Source organism: Pseudomonas helleri (genome assembly GCF_009600315.1).
Lineage (GTDB): Bacteria > Pseudomonadota > Gammaproteobacteria > Pseudomonadales > Pseudomonadaceae > Aquipseudomonas > Aquipseudomonas helleri_A.
In genome coordinates, this window is sequence record NZ_WIWC01000022.1 from 1 (window position 1) to 18034 (window position 18034).

Annotated in this window: 15 protein-coding genes; 5 read left to right on the forward strand and 10 right to left on the reverse strand. The window is 55.5% G+C overall.

Translation table 11 applies throughout. The features are described from left to right. Positions 1-544: 544 nt before the first annotated feature. From GHN86_RS14050 to GHN86_RS14065, 4 genes are all read left to right on the forward strand, one after another. Complete coding sequence (locus tag GHN86_RS14050; RefSeq protein WP_153386769.1) at positions 545-1237, forward strand: YagK/YfjJ domain-containing protein; 693 nt, start codon at positions 545-547, stop codon at positions 1235-1237. 84 nt (positions 1238-1321) lie between these two features. Beyond that, positions 1322-1732, forward strand: coding sequence for a helix-turn-helix domain-containing protein (locus GHN86_RS14055; protein WP_153386772.1), 411 nt, complete (start codon positions 1322-1324; stop codon positions 1730-1732). A 311-nt stretch (positions 1733-2043) separates the two neighbouring features. Next, positions 2044-2247: a helix-turn-helix transcriptional regulator gene (locus GHN86_RS14060; protein WP_228389621.1), complete on the forward strand. Its 204-nt coding sequence runs from the start codon at positions 2044-2046 to the stop codon at positions 2245-2247. Positions 2248-2259: 12 nt separating this feature from the next. Beyond that, positions 2260-3738 carry a YfjI family protein gene (locus tag GHN86_RS14065; protein ID WP_153386774.1) on the forward strand — a complete coding sequence of 493 codons (1479 nt, stop codon included), beginning with the start codon at positions 2260-2262 and terminating at the stop codon, positions 3736-3738. Positions 3739-3909: 171 nt separating this feature from the next. On the opposite strand, the gene GHN86_RS14070 is transcribed toward GHN86_RS14065, so the two are convergent. The 10 genes from GHN86_RS14070 to GHN86_RS14115 form a co-directional block, all read right to left on the reverse strand. After that, entirely contained in the window at positions 3910-4923 is a 1014-nt protein-coding gene (locus GHN86_RS14070) for a hypothetical protein (RefSeq protein ID WP_153386777.1), read from the reverse strand. Between the two features lie 140 nt (positions 4924-5063). Then, a complete protein-coding gene (locus GHN86_RS14075) occupies positions 5064-6305 on the reverse strand; it encodes a tyrosine-type recombinase/integrase (RefSeq protein WP_153386779.1) in 1242 nt (413 codons plus the stop codon). A gap of 371 nt (positions 6306-6676) precedes the next feature. After that, positions 6677-7417: a LexA family transcriptional regulator gene (locus GHN86_RS14080; protein WP_153378932.1), complete on the reverse strand. Its 741-nt coding sequence runs from the start codon at positions 7415-7417 to the stop codon at positions 6677-6679. Between the two features lie 255 nt (positions 7418-7672). After that, positions 7673-8200, reverse strand: a complete 528-nt coding sequence (gene ppa, locus GHN86_RS14085) for an inorganic diphosphatase (RefSeq protein WP_016779241.1) — start codon at positions 8198-8200, stop codon at positions 7673-7675. An 87-nt stretch (positions 8201-8287) separates the two neighbouring features. Further along, positions 8288-9112 (reverse strand): zinc-dependent peptidase, encoded by an 825-nt coding sequence (locus GHN86_RS14090; RefSeq protein ID WP_153378933.1) that lies wholly within the window; start codon positions 9110-9112, stop codon positions 8288-8290. A gap of 15 nt (positions 9113-9127) precedes the next feature. Beyond that, complete coding sequence (locus tag GHN86_RS14095; RefSeq protein WP_153378934.1) at positions 9128-9781, reverse strand: DedA family protein; 654 nt, start codon at positions 9779-9781, stop codon at positions 9128-9130. 353 nt (positions 9782-10134) lie between these two features. Then, entirely contained in the window at positions 10135-10935 is an 801-nt protein-coding gene (eutC, locus tag GHN86_RS14100) for an ethanolamine ammonia-lyase subunit EutC (protein WP_153378935.1), read from the reverse strand. Between the two features lie 2 nt (positions 10936-10937). After that, a complete protein-coding gene (locus GHN86_RS14105) occupies positions 10938-12338 on the reverse strand; it encodes an ethanolamine ammonia-lyase subunit EutB (protein ID WP_153378936.1) in 1401 nt (466 codons plus the stop codon). Between the two features lie 49 nt (positions 12339-12387). After that, positions 12388-13836: an ethanolamine permease gene (eat, locus tag GHN86_RS14110; RefSeq protein WP_153378937.1), complete on the reverse strand. Its 1449-nt coding sequence runs from the start codon at positions 13834-13836 to the stop codon at positions 12388-12390. 215 nt (positions 13837-14051) lie between these two features. Further along, on the reverse strand, positions 14052-15572 hold the full coding sequence (locus GHN86_RS14115) for an aldehyde dehydrogenase family protein (protein ID WP_153378938.1): 1521 nt from the start codon (positions 15570-15572) through the stop codon (positions 14052-14054). Positions 15573-15912: 340 nt separating this feature from the next. Between GHN86_RS14115 and GHN86_RS14120 the strand changes: the two genes are divergently transcribed. Then, positions 15913-17802 (forward strand): sigma-54-dependent Fis family transcriptional regulator, encoded by a 1890-nt coding sequence (locus tag GHN86_RS14120; RefSeq protein WP_153386781.1) that lies wholly within the window; start codon positions 15913-15915, stop codon positions 17800-17802. Positions 17803-18034 lie beyond the last annotated feature (232 nt).

Genomic DNA, 18034 nt, shown 5'->3' on the forward strand with positions numbered 1-18034 from the left:
CAGGAAGCCTTGGCTATGCGGCATGATGCTCCGGCTTCAATTCAATAACCGTGTTGCACTCAGCTCCTGCAACCGCCAAGTGTCTATATGACTGCAGATCACCGATGGCACATACCTGTCGGTTTGTACGCTATTATTTCGAATGAGAATGGAATCTTTTTATGAATGTTAAAGTCCGTTTCCTTGCTGGTGTACTGGAGAATAAGTTTTCATGCGGCTTGTTTGTCCAGAGTATGTGCAGGTGCGGCAGTGCTGTTGTTACGGTTAAAGTAGTATGTATCTAGCACGCTCTGTAATTGTGACTAATAATTAGCATGGTTGTCATTGAGTGTTGAGTCTTCCATAGCACTCACCTAATGGGTGTGTGCTGATAGATACCTACAAGCCTAGCTCGCCATAAGCAGCAATAACGTATGGCGTGACTACAAGTCAAAGCCCTTTGAAAGTTGTTATCAGCGTATAAGCCGAAGCAAGGTGCCGAATTGCACCTGGTGTTGTGTTCCTCCCGGTGGATCCCTAACGCACTGCCTACAGGAAATCGATCATGTTCCAGCATCAACCCAAACGTCATCCCAGCAATACTAGTCTGAAGTTATATTACGATAATAAATACCGTGGGTTCACCGTGCAGCAACAGTTGGCACATGGTCCGTTGATTGAGAACTACCTAGAGCGTGGCTTGGAGGCTTTACAGCACTGTCTCTCGGTACAGTCCCGTACCTTAGTCTGTCGGGTGGATTTACGTTATCCCGTTGGGTTGATGCCTTCCGATGCGCTCATCAGTAACGAGGTGATGACTCGCTTCTTCTACCAGTTAAATAAAGAGTTGGCTTGGGCGGAGACTAAGTACTCGACTGAAATTCGCTACATCTGGTGTCGGGAGCGCAACAGCAGCGAGGCACCCCATTATCACCTCATGCTATTGCTCAACTACGACGCCATTGGAGGCTTAGGTAACTACGGGCCTAGCGCAGACGGCACTTACAGCAGAGAGAACTTGTTTCATCGCATCGTGCGCGCTTGGGCCTGGGCAATTGGTTGTGCTGCACACGACATGTCAGGGTTGGTGCATGCCTGCCAGGACAAACTCAGTGGTCAGGTTTACCAGTGCATGGAGCGGCGCTTTCCTGATTCGATCAAGCCGGTGGTCTACGCCATGAGCTACTTGTGTAAGGAATACAGCAAGTCACAGGAGCTGAGGCAGGGCTTTGCAGTGTTTACCACCAGCCGAATCTGAGTACGGTCAGATAGGTGTTTCAATATGCCTATTGTATGGTGCGGCAATGCCGCACTGTTCCTCACTGGAAAAGGAGTCTTTCGCATGAGCTACAGCGAGCATTGGCGCCGTGAGTTTCTCACTCGGCACCCTGAGTATGAAAGTCAGTCACAGGTAAGTTCGCAAGAGGCAGTGCAGCCGCCTGCGCCTGTAAGTTCCGAATTTCCCTTATCTACTTTTACAACGGTTAACTCTGAGTTTTCGAAGCAACTTCCTCAGCAAGGGCCAAGGAGACAGCATAATCCCACGCAGGACCGCTCGATATCTTCAGACGTCCTCAGGCAAGTATGTTGTTTGCGTCAACGACTGAAGCTAACCCAGCGGGGGCTCGCCAAACAGTTGGGGATCAGCTCTCGCACGCTGCAGGACTGGGAGCAGGGTCGACGACGGCCAAGCGGACCTGGTAGGGCCTTACTACTGCAATGGGTTGACCAGCAGGCGGCTCATGGCTGCTGAATTATTCACGCGAAGGGTGCAGCCGAAAGGGAGGCTTGAGCGGAGGTAGGGGGAAGTGAGGCTGCTATTCCTGCTACTAATAGCAGGAATAGCAGCTGCAGTGGACCCAGGCAGATTCGATGGGGTGAAATCGACAAGCACAAAATGCACGGCGATGTCTATAGATCTGCTTAGAGTGGGTGTGGCGTTTAGCACCTTCAACGACTAGGGGAGGCAGGGGCTTTAGAGTCCTTCTCATCGAATCCGTAGCCGAAGAGGGTGTAGAAATGATCAAAGAAAACAGTAATAAACTGATGTTAAGAATTTTGCGTATGCGGCAGTTGCGAGAGCGTCTCGGGCTGAGTACGTCGACCATCTACGATCGCTTAAATCCAATGTCGCCCAGGTACGACTGCAGTTTTCCCAGGCCGATTAAATTGGGGGCGTCAGCTGTAGGTTGGATTGAGGAGGATGTTTGTCGGTGGATTGAGTCCCGAATTGCAGAAAGCCGAAATGTTTACAGCGTGAATTCTTGAGAGGGGTGGTTTATGAATTTTTCTAATGGTGTGTCAAGTTGGCTTCCTGTCCCAGGTGGAGCATTTCCAAGGTCTATGGCTTTGCCGATTATCGGGGCCGCAGTAGATGAAGCTGAGCGCAATATAATGGCCCCGCGAGCACTTATTTATTCAGCTGCGTTGCCAACCATGGCGACTGCGGCTCAAGGTTCAATTGATGTCTGTAAACCAAATGGCCAAATCAGTCCGGTATCACTAATGGTGCTCACGGTGGCCAACTCTGGGGAGCGAAAGTCGACCGCAGAGAATGTATTTATGGGAGGAGTTCGGCGCTTTCAGGATGAGATGGATGTTATTTATCAATCAGAGCTCTCTGATTGGCGTGCTAAACAGTCGATCTGGGACGCTCGTCGAAAGGCTATCTTGAAAGAAACTCTACTATTGGATCAGTCGGAGGGGGGTGATCCGAATAGACAACTCATGGAACATCAAGCCTGTACGCCGATCAAACCTAGGCGCTTCAAGTTGCTGTACGAAGATGCTACGTCAGAGGCGTTGTTTCTTGGCTTGCACCAGAACATTCCAGTAGCTGGACTTATCTCCAGTGAGGGCGGTGGCGTGCTGACGGGTAAGGCATTCAATGACCTTTCAAAACAAAATGCGTTATGGAGCGGGGATACCATAACGGTTGATCGTGTGTCGGCTGAAAGTTATGAGGTCAGAGGACGGTTGACGGTATCGTTAATGGTTCAAGAAAGTTCCTTTTTTAGCTATATGGAGAAAAACGGTGAAAAATCACGTGGGTCTGGCTTGTGGGCTAGGTTTTTGGTTTGCAGTCCAGAGTCTACTCAGGGGACTCGGTTTATTACGGAAGGCGCCGCGCGTTGGGATTGTTGTGACAGGTTTTCTGAGCGCGTCGGCGAGATACTTAAAAACAGTGTTGAGTTTCTAGCTGACCCCAAGAAGCCGAAGTTGGTGGTTAGGTTTTCTCAGGCGGCGATTCACCGGTGGGTCAGTATTTTTAATGGGGTGGAGGCGCAGATTAGACCGGGAGGGCGATATTTTGGTATGGGGGATCATGCGTCCAAGTTGGCAGATAATATCGCCAGAGTCGCTGCTATATTTCATTTCTTCGAAAAAAAAGATGGAGAAATAGCTGTGGAAACCTTGGAGGCAGCTATCGAAGTTTGCTTTTGGTACTCTGACGAGTTTTTACGGATGTTTACGCCACAACCTCAAGAAGAAGCTGATGCTCAGAAATTGGACGCTTGGCTGCAGAAAGAGCGAGAGTCTGGTGTGAGGTTCGTAGCGAAGAACTCAATTCGACAAAGGGGGCCCAATCCGGTGCGTGACGTGAAGCGTCTAGATTCTGCTATAGAAGTGCTCATGGCGCAGAGGAAGGTGTTGTTGTCAAAGGTTGGAAAGGTCGTGTGTCTTGATATATTTCCTGAGCGCTCGATGAGCAACTTTACTACTAGAAGTGTTCTTGATCCTTTTAAAACTTCAATTTAGCGGGGGCATAGGGCCTGATGGTGCTGTGTAGCGCCAAGCTATGTTAGCGCGCTCAGCCATGAGGAAATAATCCGCAATCGTCAGCCATTACTGGGCGATCGTATGCCTGTTGCTACTTGTGAATTGAGAACGTCACCGTCACGGTGGCGTTTTCATTTAGATTAATATCTCTCATTGGGCATTTTGAATGACGTCATCTACAGACCGGGCCTCTGTTAGCCGCTCTAGGTAGATTTGCAGTTGATCCATATCGCCAGTGGTCTCCAACGTTTCAATTGCTGACGTCGGCAACTCTCCAAACCGCTGTTTCATCTGCTGAATCAACGCCACTTTTATTCCTTCAATTCGCCCAAAAGTGCGCGCGGCCTCCACGTCCATCTGGCGCTCTTCTTCCGTATTTCGATTTGGAAACGAGTGGCGGAGGGAATACCCTAGTTGCAAGCGATCTGCTTTTCGCTGGTCGCCTTGCTTACAGGTACGGCTAATTTCAAACAGGATATTTCGTACCTTGTGCTTCAAATCATCGAGATTGGCGATATCTAACATCTCGAACTCGCGGTTGACTTTGAAGATGCGTGTAGCTATCTCGTCGGCGACATGAGTTTTATCTCGTTTTACGAGTTTCGCATTATTATAGATCATGCCCTTGATCATGGCTTCAAGAAGTTGAGAGGTTATTTTTGTAGATGGCGCTTTTTTTTTAGAGTTTCCTCCTGCAGAAGCGCGAACAATGTAAATTTTATTCTTTATGTTCTCCAGTGCCTCTAGCATTGCCATATGACGATTGGCCAGCATTAAAGAAGCGACCATGTCCTGTAAATATTGCTCATATGAGGCTTCTGCTCTCGGCGTATTCAGTAGCAGCAAGTGTTTGTCGTAGACAAATCGCACGTGGACTGCCTGTTGCAGGGAGGCGTCGGTATGCTCGGTCAGCTTTTCTTCAATCGCGACCTTGCTTTGACGAATGATCGGGTCGACTTGATTGTTCTCGAGAGGTCGGATCTCAAAACTATCCATCCGTTCATAAAGCGACTGCAGCGTTTGCTCTCTCGCATGCTGGGCTATTCCCCGCAGGTCAAACACGTGCTGTACAACCTGGGCAGCTTTGTTGAGTAGCATAGTCGCCGTGACTGTATGTGGACTCACTGCACTCGCCTCAACATTGTTCCGGAATGACAAGGTCATATTCCTATCTGATAGATGGGGACGATAGAGTAGCAGCGATGTTTGGGTGAGGGTGAATCACGTTGCTCGTATGGGCATATGCTCTTTGTGAGCAGGTATCTATTGGACTGCTGCGTCGTAGTTACCTGTATGCACCGTCCCTACACTTTGGCTGCGTGCTGCTCATGAGTGGGCTCTTGCAGCAGATCCTTAGAAGTTAAGTAATTGGCCCATCTGCCCATTAGGGCGCGTCGCTTGTCGAGAAAGTCAGTCCGAGAGTAGGCTCCCTCAGTCTGGTCGCGTTCGTCGTGAGCGAGAGCCATCTCGCAAACCTCGCGCGGGAATTGAGTGCATTCTCCCGCCCAGTCTCGAAATGATGATCGAAAACCGTGTCGCGTGACTTGTTTGTATTCCATGCCATGCAGAAGCGTTCTTACCGCGTTTGCATGCATGACCCCAGTCTTGCCCTGGCCAGGAAAAAGGAAAGGGCTTCCTTCATCTTGCGGAATGCTCTTCACCAGCTTTACGACTTCCTCGGCAAGCGGGATTACGAACGCTATACGCATTTTCATACGCTCACCTGGCAACGACCATGTCCCAGCTTCCAGATCAAACTCATCCCAACGTGCAAACCTCACCATGTGGGCGCGTGCGCTGGTCATGATCAGTAGTTGAGCGGCCAAGGACGCTGGTGTGGTGTTTGCGCTGAGTTTAGCCATCAGAGTGGGTACGTCCTGCCACCGCAATGCTTCAAAGTGCTCACGCTTCCGAGCCTTCTTCTTTTCAGCACGACTCAACAGATTGTCTAAATGCCCGCGCCAGCGAGCAGGGTTCTCACCTTGTCGTAGATTGCGTGCCTTGGCGGCGTCCAGGACTTGTTCGATCTGTCCGCGTACCTCGTCGGCGGTTCTAGTCTTAGTGGCCCAGATGGGTTGCAACACCTTGAGCACTTCGCGAGTTCCGATGTCTTCTGCTGACAGCTTGCCTATGTGATCGAACGCATACAGCTCCAGCTTTCGCAGCCAGCCTTTACGCCATTTATCCGACCATGCCGCGCCGTGAGCATCACGGTATTCCGTTGCGAGTGTCTCGAACTTCAGTTGCTTGGCTTCACTTGCACGCTGGGCTTCCCGTTGAGCGGCGCGCTCTATGTCGCGAGCGGCTAATGGGTCTATGCCGTCACTCAATTGGGTGCGTTTGGTGCTGGCATCTTGTCTGGCTTTCTTGAGACTGACCTCAGGGAATGAGCCCAGGCCCATCTCTCTGCGACGGCCTGCCAGCTGGAAGCGAAGTAGCCAGGATTTACGTCCGGTAGGTTTGACGACTAAGCGAAGTCCATCACCATCTTCATAGGTGCCAGGTTCGGTCAGGTTTTCGACTTGTTTCGGATTCAGCTTACCCATTGGATTTCCCCTGTCGTCCGTTTTGTCCCCCCACCTGTCCCCCCACTTCATCGTCGGATGAGGTCAAGTGGCGTTGAACGCCATCGGACAGGATAATGCCTGAAACCCCCGGAATAGCTAAGCTATCAGGAAGATTATCGGATGGGATAGGATTATTTCGGACAATTAAAAAGCCGGCTTGTGGCCGGCTTCTCGGGGGTGGGTCTGGTTTATTTTTGGTAAACCGTACTCACCTTCAAACGGGGAGTGGGGCAGGGCAACCTTGTGTTGCCTGGCCCTGCATGCCTGCTCGCGGTGAGCGAGGGGGATGCGCAAGTGCGGCAATCATACTGAGGTTGCTTCGCTTTTCCCAGAAAAAAGCCCAACCGGTGTTATTCACTCAGTGCGTAAGGCACGACAGGGCGTCGTGTGTTCAAGGTCGACCACCAGAACACCCAGCCCAGAATGCGTATGTGTTGCTGCTCTATTTGTAATTCACTGAAGGCTTCGTCCGGGTACTCGCCCGGGTTGTGGCTGCGCAGGCGCAGGCCATTGTTGGGCAGCCGGTAGGCGTATTTGATGCGCAACATGCCGTCATGTTCGAGGGCGTAAATTTCGCCGTCGACGATGTGGGTCAGGCTGCGGTCTATGGCGACCGTTGAACCGTGTTGTATCCGGCAGGCCATGCTGTTGCCGAGCATGGGCGCGCAGATGGCTTCGTCCGGGTTGACGTCCATGGCGAGCAGGCAGGCAAGGCTCAATCGCACGTGATGGTCGGGGATTTCAACCACGCGGGTTTTGCCCAGGACGCTGGGGCTAAGGACTTCGTTGTAATAGGGGACGGCGATGTCGCTGGCAGGAAAGTCGGCATCAGGTGAGGCCGCAGTGGTCATTTTGGGTGCGTTGGGGCTCAGTCCCGGGACTGAAGGATGTTTTACGCCTTCCCCCGTCCGTAGCCATCGGCTGTTGACGCACAACAGTTCGGAAATTTCGTCCAGGCGGGCCATAGGTATACCGCGTTTGAACCAGTTGTTGACGTGCTGCGGCGTAACGCGGCGGTTGGCGGCGAAGTCCGAAGCGGATAAATGGCACTCCCGCAGGAGTGACTTGAGGCGATCACCGGATGTATTCATGAATAGGGAGTTTACGGGCAACCCCTGTCCGTTTAAATAAACCAAGCGTTCAATAAAGCAGGTCTGAAATAGGATAAATCCCTATCATCAGAAGAAGTTTCCGAGGCTTTTTAAGTAAATTCCTACTAGTGCACGGCTTAATCGTTAAACCTCTTGAACAGACCGTTTGGTAGTGATGTTTCGGGCATAAAAAAACCTCGGCGAACCGAGGTTTTTCAGGAAGTGGAAATGCCATTAAGGCATGACCGACTTCTTTTAGCCTTTGTAGGCAGCAACCGATTTGGTGATCTCGGCGCGGGCAGCTTCAGCGTCGCCCCAACCTTCGATTTTCACCCATTTGCCTTTTTCGAGATCTTTGTAGTTCTCGAAGAAGTGCTGGATTTGTTGAATCAGCAGCGGTGGCAGGTCGGTGTACTCTTTCACGTCAACGTACAGCTGGGACAGTTTGTCGTGAGGTACGGCAACTACTTTGGCATCGCCACCGCCGTCGTCGGTCATGTGCAGAATGCCCACCGGGCGTGCACGGATAACCGAACCTGGAGCAACCGGGTAAGGGGTCACAACCAGCACGTCGAGGGGGTCACCGTCGTCAGCCAGGGTGTTAGGGATAAAGCCGTAGTTGGCTGGGTAGAACATTGGGGTCGCCATGAAGCGGTCAACGAACAGGCAATCGCTGTCTTTGTCGATTTCATATTTGATCGGCGCGTGGTTGGCCGGAATCTCGATGGCGACGTAGATGTCATTCGGCAGGTCTTTGCCAGCCGGAATCTTGCTGTAGCTCATTGGGCGGTGCCCCCGTGTATAGGCGAATTTACTTGGCCAATTTGACCAAAAAGTGGCGGCGATTATAGGCGTATTCGTATAACGCCGTCACGTCTGGCCGTGCAGGGGCTGCGCACGGTATTCGGGGTGTTCGCTTTGCAGCGTGAGCAGCCGGGCCAAAGGGTCCTGGCGATAAAACAGGCCGAGTTGTTGATAGACCTGCGGGTAGGCACGGTTCAGCAGGTCGGGCGCGCTGAAAAAGTATTCGCTGGTGACGGCAAAGAATTCAGCCGGGTTTTCCGCCGCATACGGGTCGATTGGGGCGTGATCGGGGTGATGATCAAGGATGTGGTTGAGGTGGTCGTAGGCATGTTGCATGGCTTGCGTCCAATCACTGACAACCATGTGGCTGTGCAACGGTGGCATGCCGTTCGCTGCGCCGTTAAGCATGTCGAGTTTGTGCGCCAACTCATGAATCACCAGGTTGTAACCTTCCCAGCCACCACTGGCGAGAACGCCGGGCCAGGCCAGAACCACGGGGCCGTGTTGCCAGGCTTCGCCGCTGTGATGACCTTCCCACTCATGTTCCACGCCACTTGAATCGCGATGGCGTTGAGGGCTGATGAAATCGTCGGGGTACAGCACGATTTCGTGAAAACCCTGATACCAGTCCAGATCGCCGAGGTTGAGCAGCGGCAGTTGCGCCTGCGCGGCCAGCAGCAGCTGGCCTTCTTCGGTGAGGTCTACGCCCGGCATGGGGGTCAGGTGTTTTTCTTGCAGGAACAGGATGCTGGTTTCGCGCAGCCATTTGTCCTGCGCGTCATCCAGGCCGTCGAGGATGCTCAAGTGCTGGCGAACGTTGTGCCATACATCAGAAGCAACCGGGTGCTGCGCCAGAATTCTCTGGCGCCGCCATTCGCGCAGTGACCACATAAGGGCGGGCCGCGATCAGGCTTTAGCTTTTACAGGGGTGCGGCCCATGCGGCTGCGGATCACGCCAATGATCATCGGCACCAACGACAGCAGGATGATGCCCACCACCAGCAACGACAGGTTGGTCTTGATGAACGGTACGTTGCCGAAGAAGTAACCCAGCGTGACCAGACCGCCCACCCACAGGATGGTGCCGATTACGCTGAACATCAGGAAGCGCGGGTAGAACATGTGCGCAACACCGGCAACGAAGGGCGCGAAGGTGCGGAAAATCGGCAGGAAGCGCGCCATGGTCACGGTTTTGCCGCCATGACGTTCATAGAAATCGTGGGTTTTTTCCAGGTAGTCGCGGCGGAAAATTTTCGAATTCGGGTTACTGAACAGGCGTTCACCCGCCGTTCGTCCGATGACGTAATTGGTGCTGTCGCCCAAAATCGCCGCCACCATCAGCAGGCCGCCCAGCAATACCGGGTCCATGCCGCCGCCAGCCGCGACCGCGCCCGCAATAAAGAGCAGGGAATCACCCGGCAAAAACGGCATGACCACCAGACCGGTTTCGCAAAAGATCACCAGAAACAGGATGGCGTAGATCCACGGCCCGTAATTGTTTACCAGCAAGTCGAGGTACACATCGAGGTGCAAGATAATGTCGAGCGGGTTGAAATCCATGTGAAGCACCTGTGTTGATGACCCGACTCAGCAGGCCTGTGCGGGGGGAGATGGTATTTAACTACAAGCTAAGTAGTAATTTCGTACAATTTTAACGAGTTGGATTATACGGGCTGACGCGAATTCTGCTGATGGAGTTTGTAGCCAAGCGTGTATTTGGAAGTAAAGTCTTCGCTTCGCCACTCCCCGTAGCAGCTGACGAGTGGTGCGAGGCTGCGTTCGACGATGCAATCGTCGCCAGCTAATTGAGCGCGGTATATCTGAAATCACCCGACTGTATGGCTTACGGCTGCTACGCAGCCGGACGTAGCCTCGCACTACTCGTCAACTGCTACAGAGATTTAGGTCGATTTTTAGTCTGCGTCCTTAAGCAAGAAGTTTTCATTGGGAACTTCGGATTCGAGGGTATTAACCTGCGCTTCGTCTTTCAAGTTAACCCCCGACAGTTGTCGGCGGCAGGCTTCATTCATCAAATACGCCAACCGATGAGCGGCCATGCTGTAGCTCAATCCTTCAAGCCGAACGTTGGAGATGCAGTTGCGGTAGGCATCGGTCAGGCCGACTTTGGGCGCGTAGGTGAAATACAGCCCCAGGCTGTCCGGCGAACTGAGGCCGGGACGCTCGCCAATCAACATCACCACCATCCGTGCGCTCAACAACTCGCCAATTTCATCCGCCACGGCCACGCGGCCCTGTTCCACCAGAATCACCGGCGACTGGCGCCAGCCAGCTTGGTCGATATGCGCTTGCATGCGGTTCAAAAAAGGCAGGGTGTGACGATGAACGGCCAGCGCCGACAAGCCGTCTGCCACCACGATAGCCAGGTCGATGCCGCCGGGATTGGCCTGCGCGTGCTCACGCAAGTGTTGCGCCGAAGCTTCATCGAGCTTGCGCCCCAGATCGGGACGTTGCAGGTAGCTGTTTCGGTCCGGGGCGGCACTGTGCAGCAGCAGCGTGGTTTGCCCGCGCTCGGCCAGTTGTTCACTCAGGCCGGTATGATCAAACGGTAAATGCACCGCGTCCCGCGCTTGCGCATGGGCGTACTGAAAATCCAGCTGGGCATGGGTCGGCAGGCTGGTGCCCGTGCGGCCCAGCGCAATTCTTGCCGGGGTCAGGCGACGCAGTTCAAGCCACGGGTTAAGAGCGTCAGTCATGATCAGCGCCCTCCCAAATGAGCCAGCGCCTGACGAAAGGCTGGCGGCAATTGATGACCGAACTCAATGCGGCCATCGATCTGGGTAAATATTCCGACCTTGCTCAGCCACTGCTCGAACTCTGGGGCAGGTTTGAGTCCCAAGGTTTTGCGGGCATAAAGGGCGTCGTGGAATGACGTGGTCTGATAGTTGAGCATGATGTCGTCTGACCCCGGAATACCCATGATGAAGTTGATCCCGGCCACCCCGAGCAGCGTGAGCAGGGTGTCCATGTCGTCCTGATCGGCTTCGGCGTGGTTGGTGTAACAGATGTCGCAGCCCATCGGCACGCCCAGCAACTTGCCGCAGAAGTGATCTTCAAGCCCGGCGCGGATGATTTGTTTGCCGTTGTACAAATACTCGGGGCCGATAAAGCCCACCACGGTGTTGACCAGAAACGGCTTGAAGTGCCGGGCGACGGCGTAGGCGCGGGTTTCGCAGGTTTGCTGGTCAACGCCGAAATGGGCGTTGGCCGACAGCGCGCTGCCTTGGCCGGTTTCGAAATACATCAGGTTGTTGCCCAACGTGCCGCGATTGAGGCTCAAGCCCGCTTCGTAGCCTTCCTGCAATACATTCAGGTTGATGCCGAAGCTGGCATTGGCGGCTTCGGTGCCGGCAATCGACTGAAACACCAAGTCCAGCGGCACGCCTCGATTGATCGCTTCAATGGAAGTGGTGACGTGAGTCAGCACACAGGATTGAGTGGGGATCTCGTAGCGCTGAATGATGGCGTCGAGCATGTTCAACAAGTCGCAGATGGAGGCGATGCTGTCTGTGGCAGGGTTGATGCCGATCATGGCGTCGCCGTTGCCGTACAACAGGCCATCCAGAATGCTGGCCGCGATACCGGCCGGGTCGTCGGTGGGGTGATTGGGTTGCAGGCGGGTCGAAAGGCGCCCGCGCTGGCCCATGGTGCCGCGAAACCGGGTGATGACGCGGATCTTCTGCGCCACTAGCACCAGGTCCTGCACACGCATGATCTTGGAGACGGCGGCGGCCATTTCCGGGGTCAGGCCGGGCGCCAAGGCGCGCAGGCTGTGTTCGTCAGCGGCGTCGCTGAGCAGCCAGTCACGAAAACCGCCGACGGTCAGGTGGCTCACCGGGGTGAAGGCTAGCCGGTCATGGCTGTCGATGATCAGCCGGGTGACTTCATCGGTTTCGTAAGGAATCAGTGCTTCTTGCAGGAAATAGGCGAGGGGAATGTCAGCCAGTGCCATTTGTGCAGCGACGCGTTCACCGTCGTTCTGCGCGGCCACGCCCGCCAGAAAATCCCCTGAACGGGCCGGGCTGGCTTTGGCCATCAAGTCTTTGAGGCTGTCAAAACGGTAAGTCTGAGTTCCGACCGCGTGAGAAAAAGTTGCCATTCAATGCTCCTTAACGTCAGGCGCAGTGCGCCTGACGTGACGCTCGCGGTTAGTGCAAGGCTTTTTCGGCCTGTTGAATCGCCGCGAATTCCTCTTCCGGTGTACCGGCCACCAAGTGATGTCGACTGTAGAACGCGAAGTAGGCAATCAATACGCCATAAATCACCGCCGCGCCAATCACCACCCGCGGGTCCACCAGAAATCCGGCGACGACCGCGACACAAGCAAGCACCAAAGCGATGCCTGAAGTGAAAATTCCGCCCGGTGTGCGATACGGACGCTCCATTTTGGGGCGACGAATGCGCAGGGTGATGTGCGCAGCCATCATCAGCACGTAGGAAATGGTTGCGCCAAACACGGCCACCAGAATCAGCAAATCGCCTTGGCCGGTCAGCGACAGACCAAACCCGATGATGCCGGGAATGATCAAGGCCAGCACGGGGGCTTTGCTTTTGTTGGTCTGCGACAGTTTGCGTGGCAAGTAACCCGCGCGGGAGAGGGCGAAGATCTGACGGGAGTAGGCGTAAATGATCGAGAAGAAGCTGGCGATCAAACCGGCCAGGCCCACCAGATTCACAAAGCCGCCCATCCAGGTCGAGCCGCCGTAGGACTTGCTCAGTGCTTCAACCAGCGGGTTGCCGGAGGCCATCAAGTGATGGGCGCCTGCGCCGCCGGGGCCGATGATCAGGATCAGCAGGGCGAAGGTCACGAGCACCAACATGGCGCCGATCAGGCCGCGAGGCAGGTCGCGCTTGGGGTTTTTGGTTTCTTCGGCAGCCAGTGGAACGCCTTCGACGGCGAGGAAAAACCAGATGGCATAGGGGATGGCGGCCCATACGCCGACGTAGCCGAAGGGCAGGAAGGCGCTGGCGCCCTTGGCTTGAGTGACCGGAATGTCCAGCAGGTTGGCGACGCTGAAGTGCGGCACCATCGCCACCAGAAACACGCCTAGAGCGATGGCGGCGACGGCGGTGATGATAAACATCAATTTGAGCGCTTCACCGACCCCGAAGATGTGGATGCCAATAAAGATGATGTAGAACGCCAGATAAATCATCCAGCCGCCAATGCCGAACAGCGACTCGCAATAGGCGCCGATAAACACGGCAATGGCGGCGGGGGCGATGGCGTATTCAATGAGGATGGCGGTGCCGGTGAGGAAGCCGCCCCAAGGGCCGAATGCGCTTCGGGCAAAGCCATAGCCGCCGCCGGCAGTCGGGATCATGGAGGACAGTTCGGCCAGCGAAAAGCACATGCACAGGTACATGGTGGCCATCAGCAGGGTGGCGATAAACATCCCGCCCCAGCCGCCTTGGGCGAGGCCGAAGTTCCAACCGGCGTAGTCGCCGGAAATGACGTAAGCCACGCCCAGACCCACCAGCAGGACCCAACCGGCGGCGCCTTTTTTCAGTTCGCGTTGTTGAAAGTAATCGGAGCCGACTTTTTCAAAGTCGACGGAAGAAGGGGCCGCTGTCGCGGCAATCGGTTCGCTAGGCATGTGCAGTCACCTGTTCTTTATCGTTTGAAAAATTTGACAGGGTGTAAAGCAAAAGATGAGCCAGAGTAATCTGTAGCAGCTGCCGTAGGCTGCGTCCGGCGGCGTAGCCGTCGTAAATCCAACTGTTCGGTTTGTTCAGAAAAACCGCATTCATCGAATCTACGACGGCTTTGCCGCCGGACGCAGCCTTCGGCAGCTGCTACGGGGCCGAGAGGTTAGAAGAAGCCCAGCGGGTTGATGTCGTAGCTCACCAGCAGGTTTTTGGTCTGTTGGTAATGGTCGAGCATCATTTTGTGGGTTTCACGGCCGACACCGGATTTTTTGTAACCACCAAACGCAGCGTGGGCCGGGTAGAGGTGGTAGCAGTTGGTCCAGACGCGACCCGCCTTGATGGCACGGCCCATGCGGTAGGCGCGGTTGATGTCGCGCGTCCACAGGCCAGCACCCAGGCCGAACTCGGTGTCGTTGGCAATCGCCAGCGCTTCTGCTTCGTCCTTGAAGGTGGTGATGCTGACCACCGGGCCAAAGATTTCTTCCTGGAAGACACGCATTTTGTTGGTGCCCTTGAGCAGGGTCGGCTGGATGTAATAGCCGGTAGCCAGATCGCCTTCGAGTTTGGCCACTGCGCCGCCGGTCAGCAGTTCAGCGCCTTCGTTTTTGGCAATCTCCAGGTAGGACAGGATTTTGTCGAACTGTTGCTCGGACGCTTGTGCGCCGACCATGGTGTCTGTGTCCAGTGGGTCGCCGCGTTTGATGGCTTCGACTTTGCGCATGACCACTTTCATGAAGTCGTCGTAAATGGATTCCTGCACCAGTGCCCTCGATGGGCAGGTGCACACTTCGCCCTGGTTGAAGAACGCCAGCACCAAACCTTCGGCCGCTTTCTCAATGAACGCCGGTTCGGCCTGCATGATGTCTTCAAAGAAGATGTTGGGCGACTTGCCGCCCAGTTCGACGGTCGACGGGATGATGTTCTCGGCGGCGCATTTCATGATGTGTGCGCCCACCGGGGTGGAGCCGGTGAAGGCGATTTTGGCAATACGTTTGCTGGTGGCCAAGGCTTCGCCAGCTTCTTTACCGAAGCCTTGCACCACGTTGAGCACACCCGGCGGCAACAGGTCGCCGATCAGTTCCATAAACACGGTGATGCTCAGCGGCGTTTGTTCCGCCGGTTTGAGCACAATGCAGTTACCGGCGGCCAGCGCCGGGGCGAGTTTCCAGGCGGCCATCAGCAGCGGAAAGTTCCACGGGATGATCTGCCCGACCACGCCCAGCGGTTCGTGGATGTGATACGCCACGGTGTTGCCGTCAATTTCGGCGGCGCTGCCTTCCTGGGCGCGGATGCAGCCGGCGTAATAACGGAAGTGATCAGCCGCCAGCGGGACGTCGGCATTCAGGGTTTCACGCACCGCTTTGCCGTTGTCCCAGGTTTCGGTGATGGCCAGCAGTTCGAGGTTCTGCTCAATGCGATCGGCAATTTTCAGCAAGACCAGAGAGCGGGCCTGTACCGAGGTCGCACCCCAGGCATCGGCCGCCGCATGGGCCGCGTCGAGGGCCTTTTCGATGTCTTCGGCGGTCGAACGCGGGAATTCGGCAATGGCTTTGCCGTTAACCGGCGAAGTGTTAGTGAAGTACTGGCCTTTGACCGGTGCCACGAATTCGCCGCCGATGTAGTTACCGTAACGGCTCTTGAACGAGACGATCGAGCCTTCAGTACCGGGTTGTGCGTAACGCATGGTGAGTGTCTCCTGGCTTTATTGTGCTTATGGGAGGGTGCGCTGTGGCGCTGGTCAATCCAGCAGCAAAGGCCGGGCCATCTTGCTGAGAGTCAGGCAGGCCGGGGCTTGGCAGGTCTTGGTCAAGGCGGGCGAACTCGCGACTGTGCCAAAAGTGACACGCTCGCTGTGACAGGGTGTGCCAGGGGTGACACAGTCGACGACCGGCGAGTCAGTTCATGATTGCAATGGTCGGGAGCCAAGAGGATGCTGGGCGTTCGGTTTGAACTGGGTCTCTGCTGGGGTTGAGGAAAAATGCCTCACACGAGCGCGGGACCGCCGAGAACGGAGAACAATAACAATGCACAACACCGAACTCAGCCGCCACGCGCGGCAAGTCATAGATGTCACCCAAGGCCGCCCGCTGGGTTGTGACCCTTCTATTATTCGTTCCTGGCAACGCTGCCTGGACGACTACCACCTCGATCCTGCGCAGACCATCGCCCCGACGGTGCTTGAGCACGCCCGGATTCTGGAGAGGCGGGAGCGTTTGCAGCAGGTGCTGCAATTTGCCGGGCATGAAATGAACAGCCTGCACCAGCAACTGTCCGGGGCCGGGCATGCGGTGCTGCTGACCGATGCTCACGGGGTAATTCTGAACTGCGTCACCGCGCCGACTGAGCGTGCCGTCTTTGAGCGGGCGGGTTTGTGGCTGGGCGCTGACTGGAGCGAGGCGCGCGAGGGGACCAACGGAATCGGTACGTGCCTGATCGAGCGTCAGGCGTTGACGATTCATCAGGACGAGCACTTTCGCGGGCGTCATACCGGACTGACCTGTTCAGCGAGCCCGGTGTTCGATCCTCAGGGTGAATTGCTGGCGGTGTTGGATGTGTCCTCGGCCCGCCATGAGGTTTCACGCCAGAGCCAGTTTCATAGCATGGCGCTGATCAATCTCTCGACCAAGCTCATCGAAAACAACTACTTCCTGCGCCACTACGAGCATCAGTGGCTGCTGCGCTTCAATGTTCAAGCGCAGTCGGTGGGGCTATTCAGTGAAGGGATGCTGGCGTTTGATGGCGACGGCGTGATTGTGGCGATCAATCAAAGTGCTTTGAATTTGCTCGGCAACGGTCGCGCAGGCTTGCTCGGGCAAGTTGTTGAAAGCGTATTCGACTGCCCGCGTGACGAGCTTTTCTCTCGGGCCAGCGCACAGGCCAATAACTGCTGGCCGTTACGCACGCGCGACGGTCGCAGTCTGTTTGTCGTCGTGCGTGGGCAGCCGCGCAGTATGCCGACGCCGCTCAAGGCTCAAGCGCTGCCTGAAGCCGCTCCGCGCCTGAACGGTATTTGTCTGGGGGATGAGGGCCTGCAACAGCATTTTCGACGGGCGCTGCGGGTGTTCGAGCGGGATGTGCCGTTGTTGATCAATGGCGAAACCGGTTCGGGCAAAGAGGTGTTCGCCAAGGCCGTGCATCAGGCCAGCTTGCGCAGCCAACAGCCTTTTATCGCACTCAATTGCGCGTCGATTCCCGAGAATTTGATTGAAAGCGAGCTGTTCGGTTATCGCGGTGGCAGTTTCACTGGCGCCCGCAAAGAAGGGATGCCGGGCAAGTTGCAGCAGGCCGATGGTGGCACGTTGTTTCTGGATGAAATTGGCGATATGCCGCTGGCGCTGCAAACCCGGCTATTAAGAGTATTGGAAGACCGCTTGGTGGTGCCGATTGGGGGTGAGCCGCTGGCGGTCAATGTGCGCATCATCAGTGCCACCCACCGCAACTTGCAGGAGCATGTGGCGGCGGGCACTTTTCGTGAAGATTTGTACTACCGGTTGAATGGGTTGGAGATTGGCTTGCCAGCCTTGCGAGATCGCACCGATAAAGCGCAGTTGCTGGACGTCTTGTTGGCGCAGGAGGCGGGGGACCAGCGGATCGCGGTCAGCCCTTGCGCGCGTGTTGCGTTGTTGGGTTTTGGCTGGCCGGGCAACGTACGGCAAATGCGCACGGTATTGCGAGCGATGGCCGCGTTGTGTGACAGCGGGGTGATTGAAGTGAATGATTTGCCGGGGGCCATTCGTCAGGTCACTGCTGAACCTGCCCGGCAGTCTGAACACCCGCTGGAAGATGCGGAAAAGTTGGCCTTGTTGGTGGCGCTGGAGCAGCACCGCTGGCATATGACGCAGACGGCAGAGCAGTTGGGGGTCAGTCGTAATACGCTTTATCGCAAGCTGCGCAGGCATGGGATAGCGCGTTGAACCCTGAAGCACCCTCACCCCAACCCTCTCCCGGAGGGAGAGGGGGCAGATTGGCGGTGATTTTGAAATTGTGCACGGTCATTCCTCTCCTTTTTGGAGAATGGGGCAGATTGGCGATGAATGTGAAGGTGCACGCGGTCAGTCCCCTCTCCCTTAGGGAGAGGGTTAGGGTGAGGGTTTAGGCCGTCGAACCGAAACATAGGTGCTAAAAGAACTCTCCTACGCTACCCTT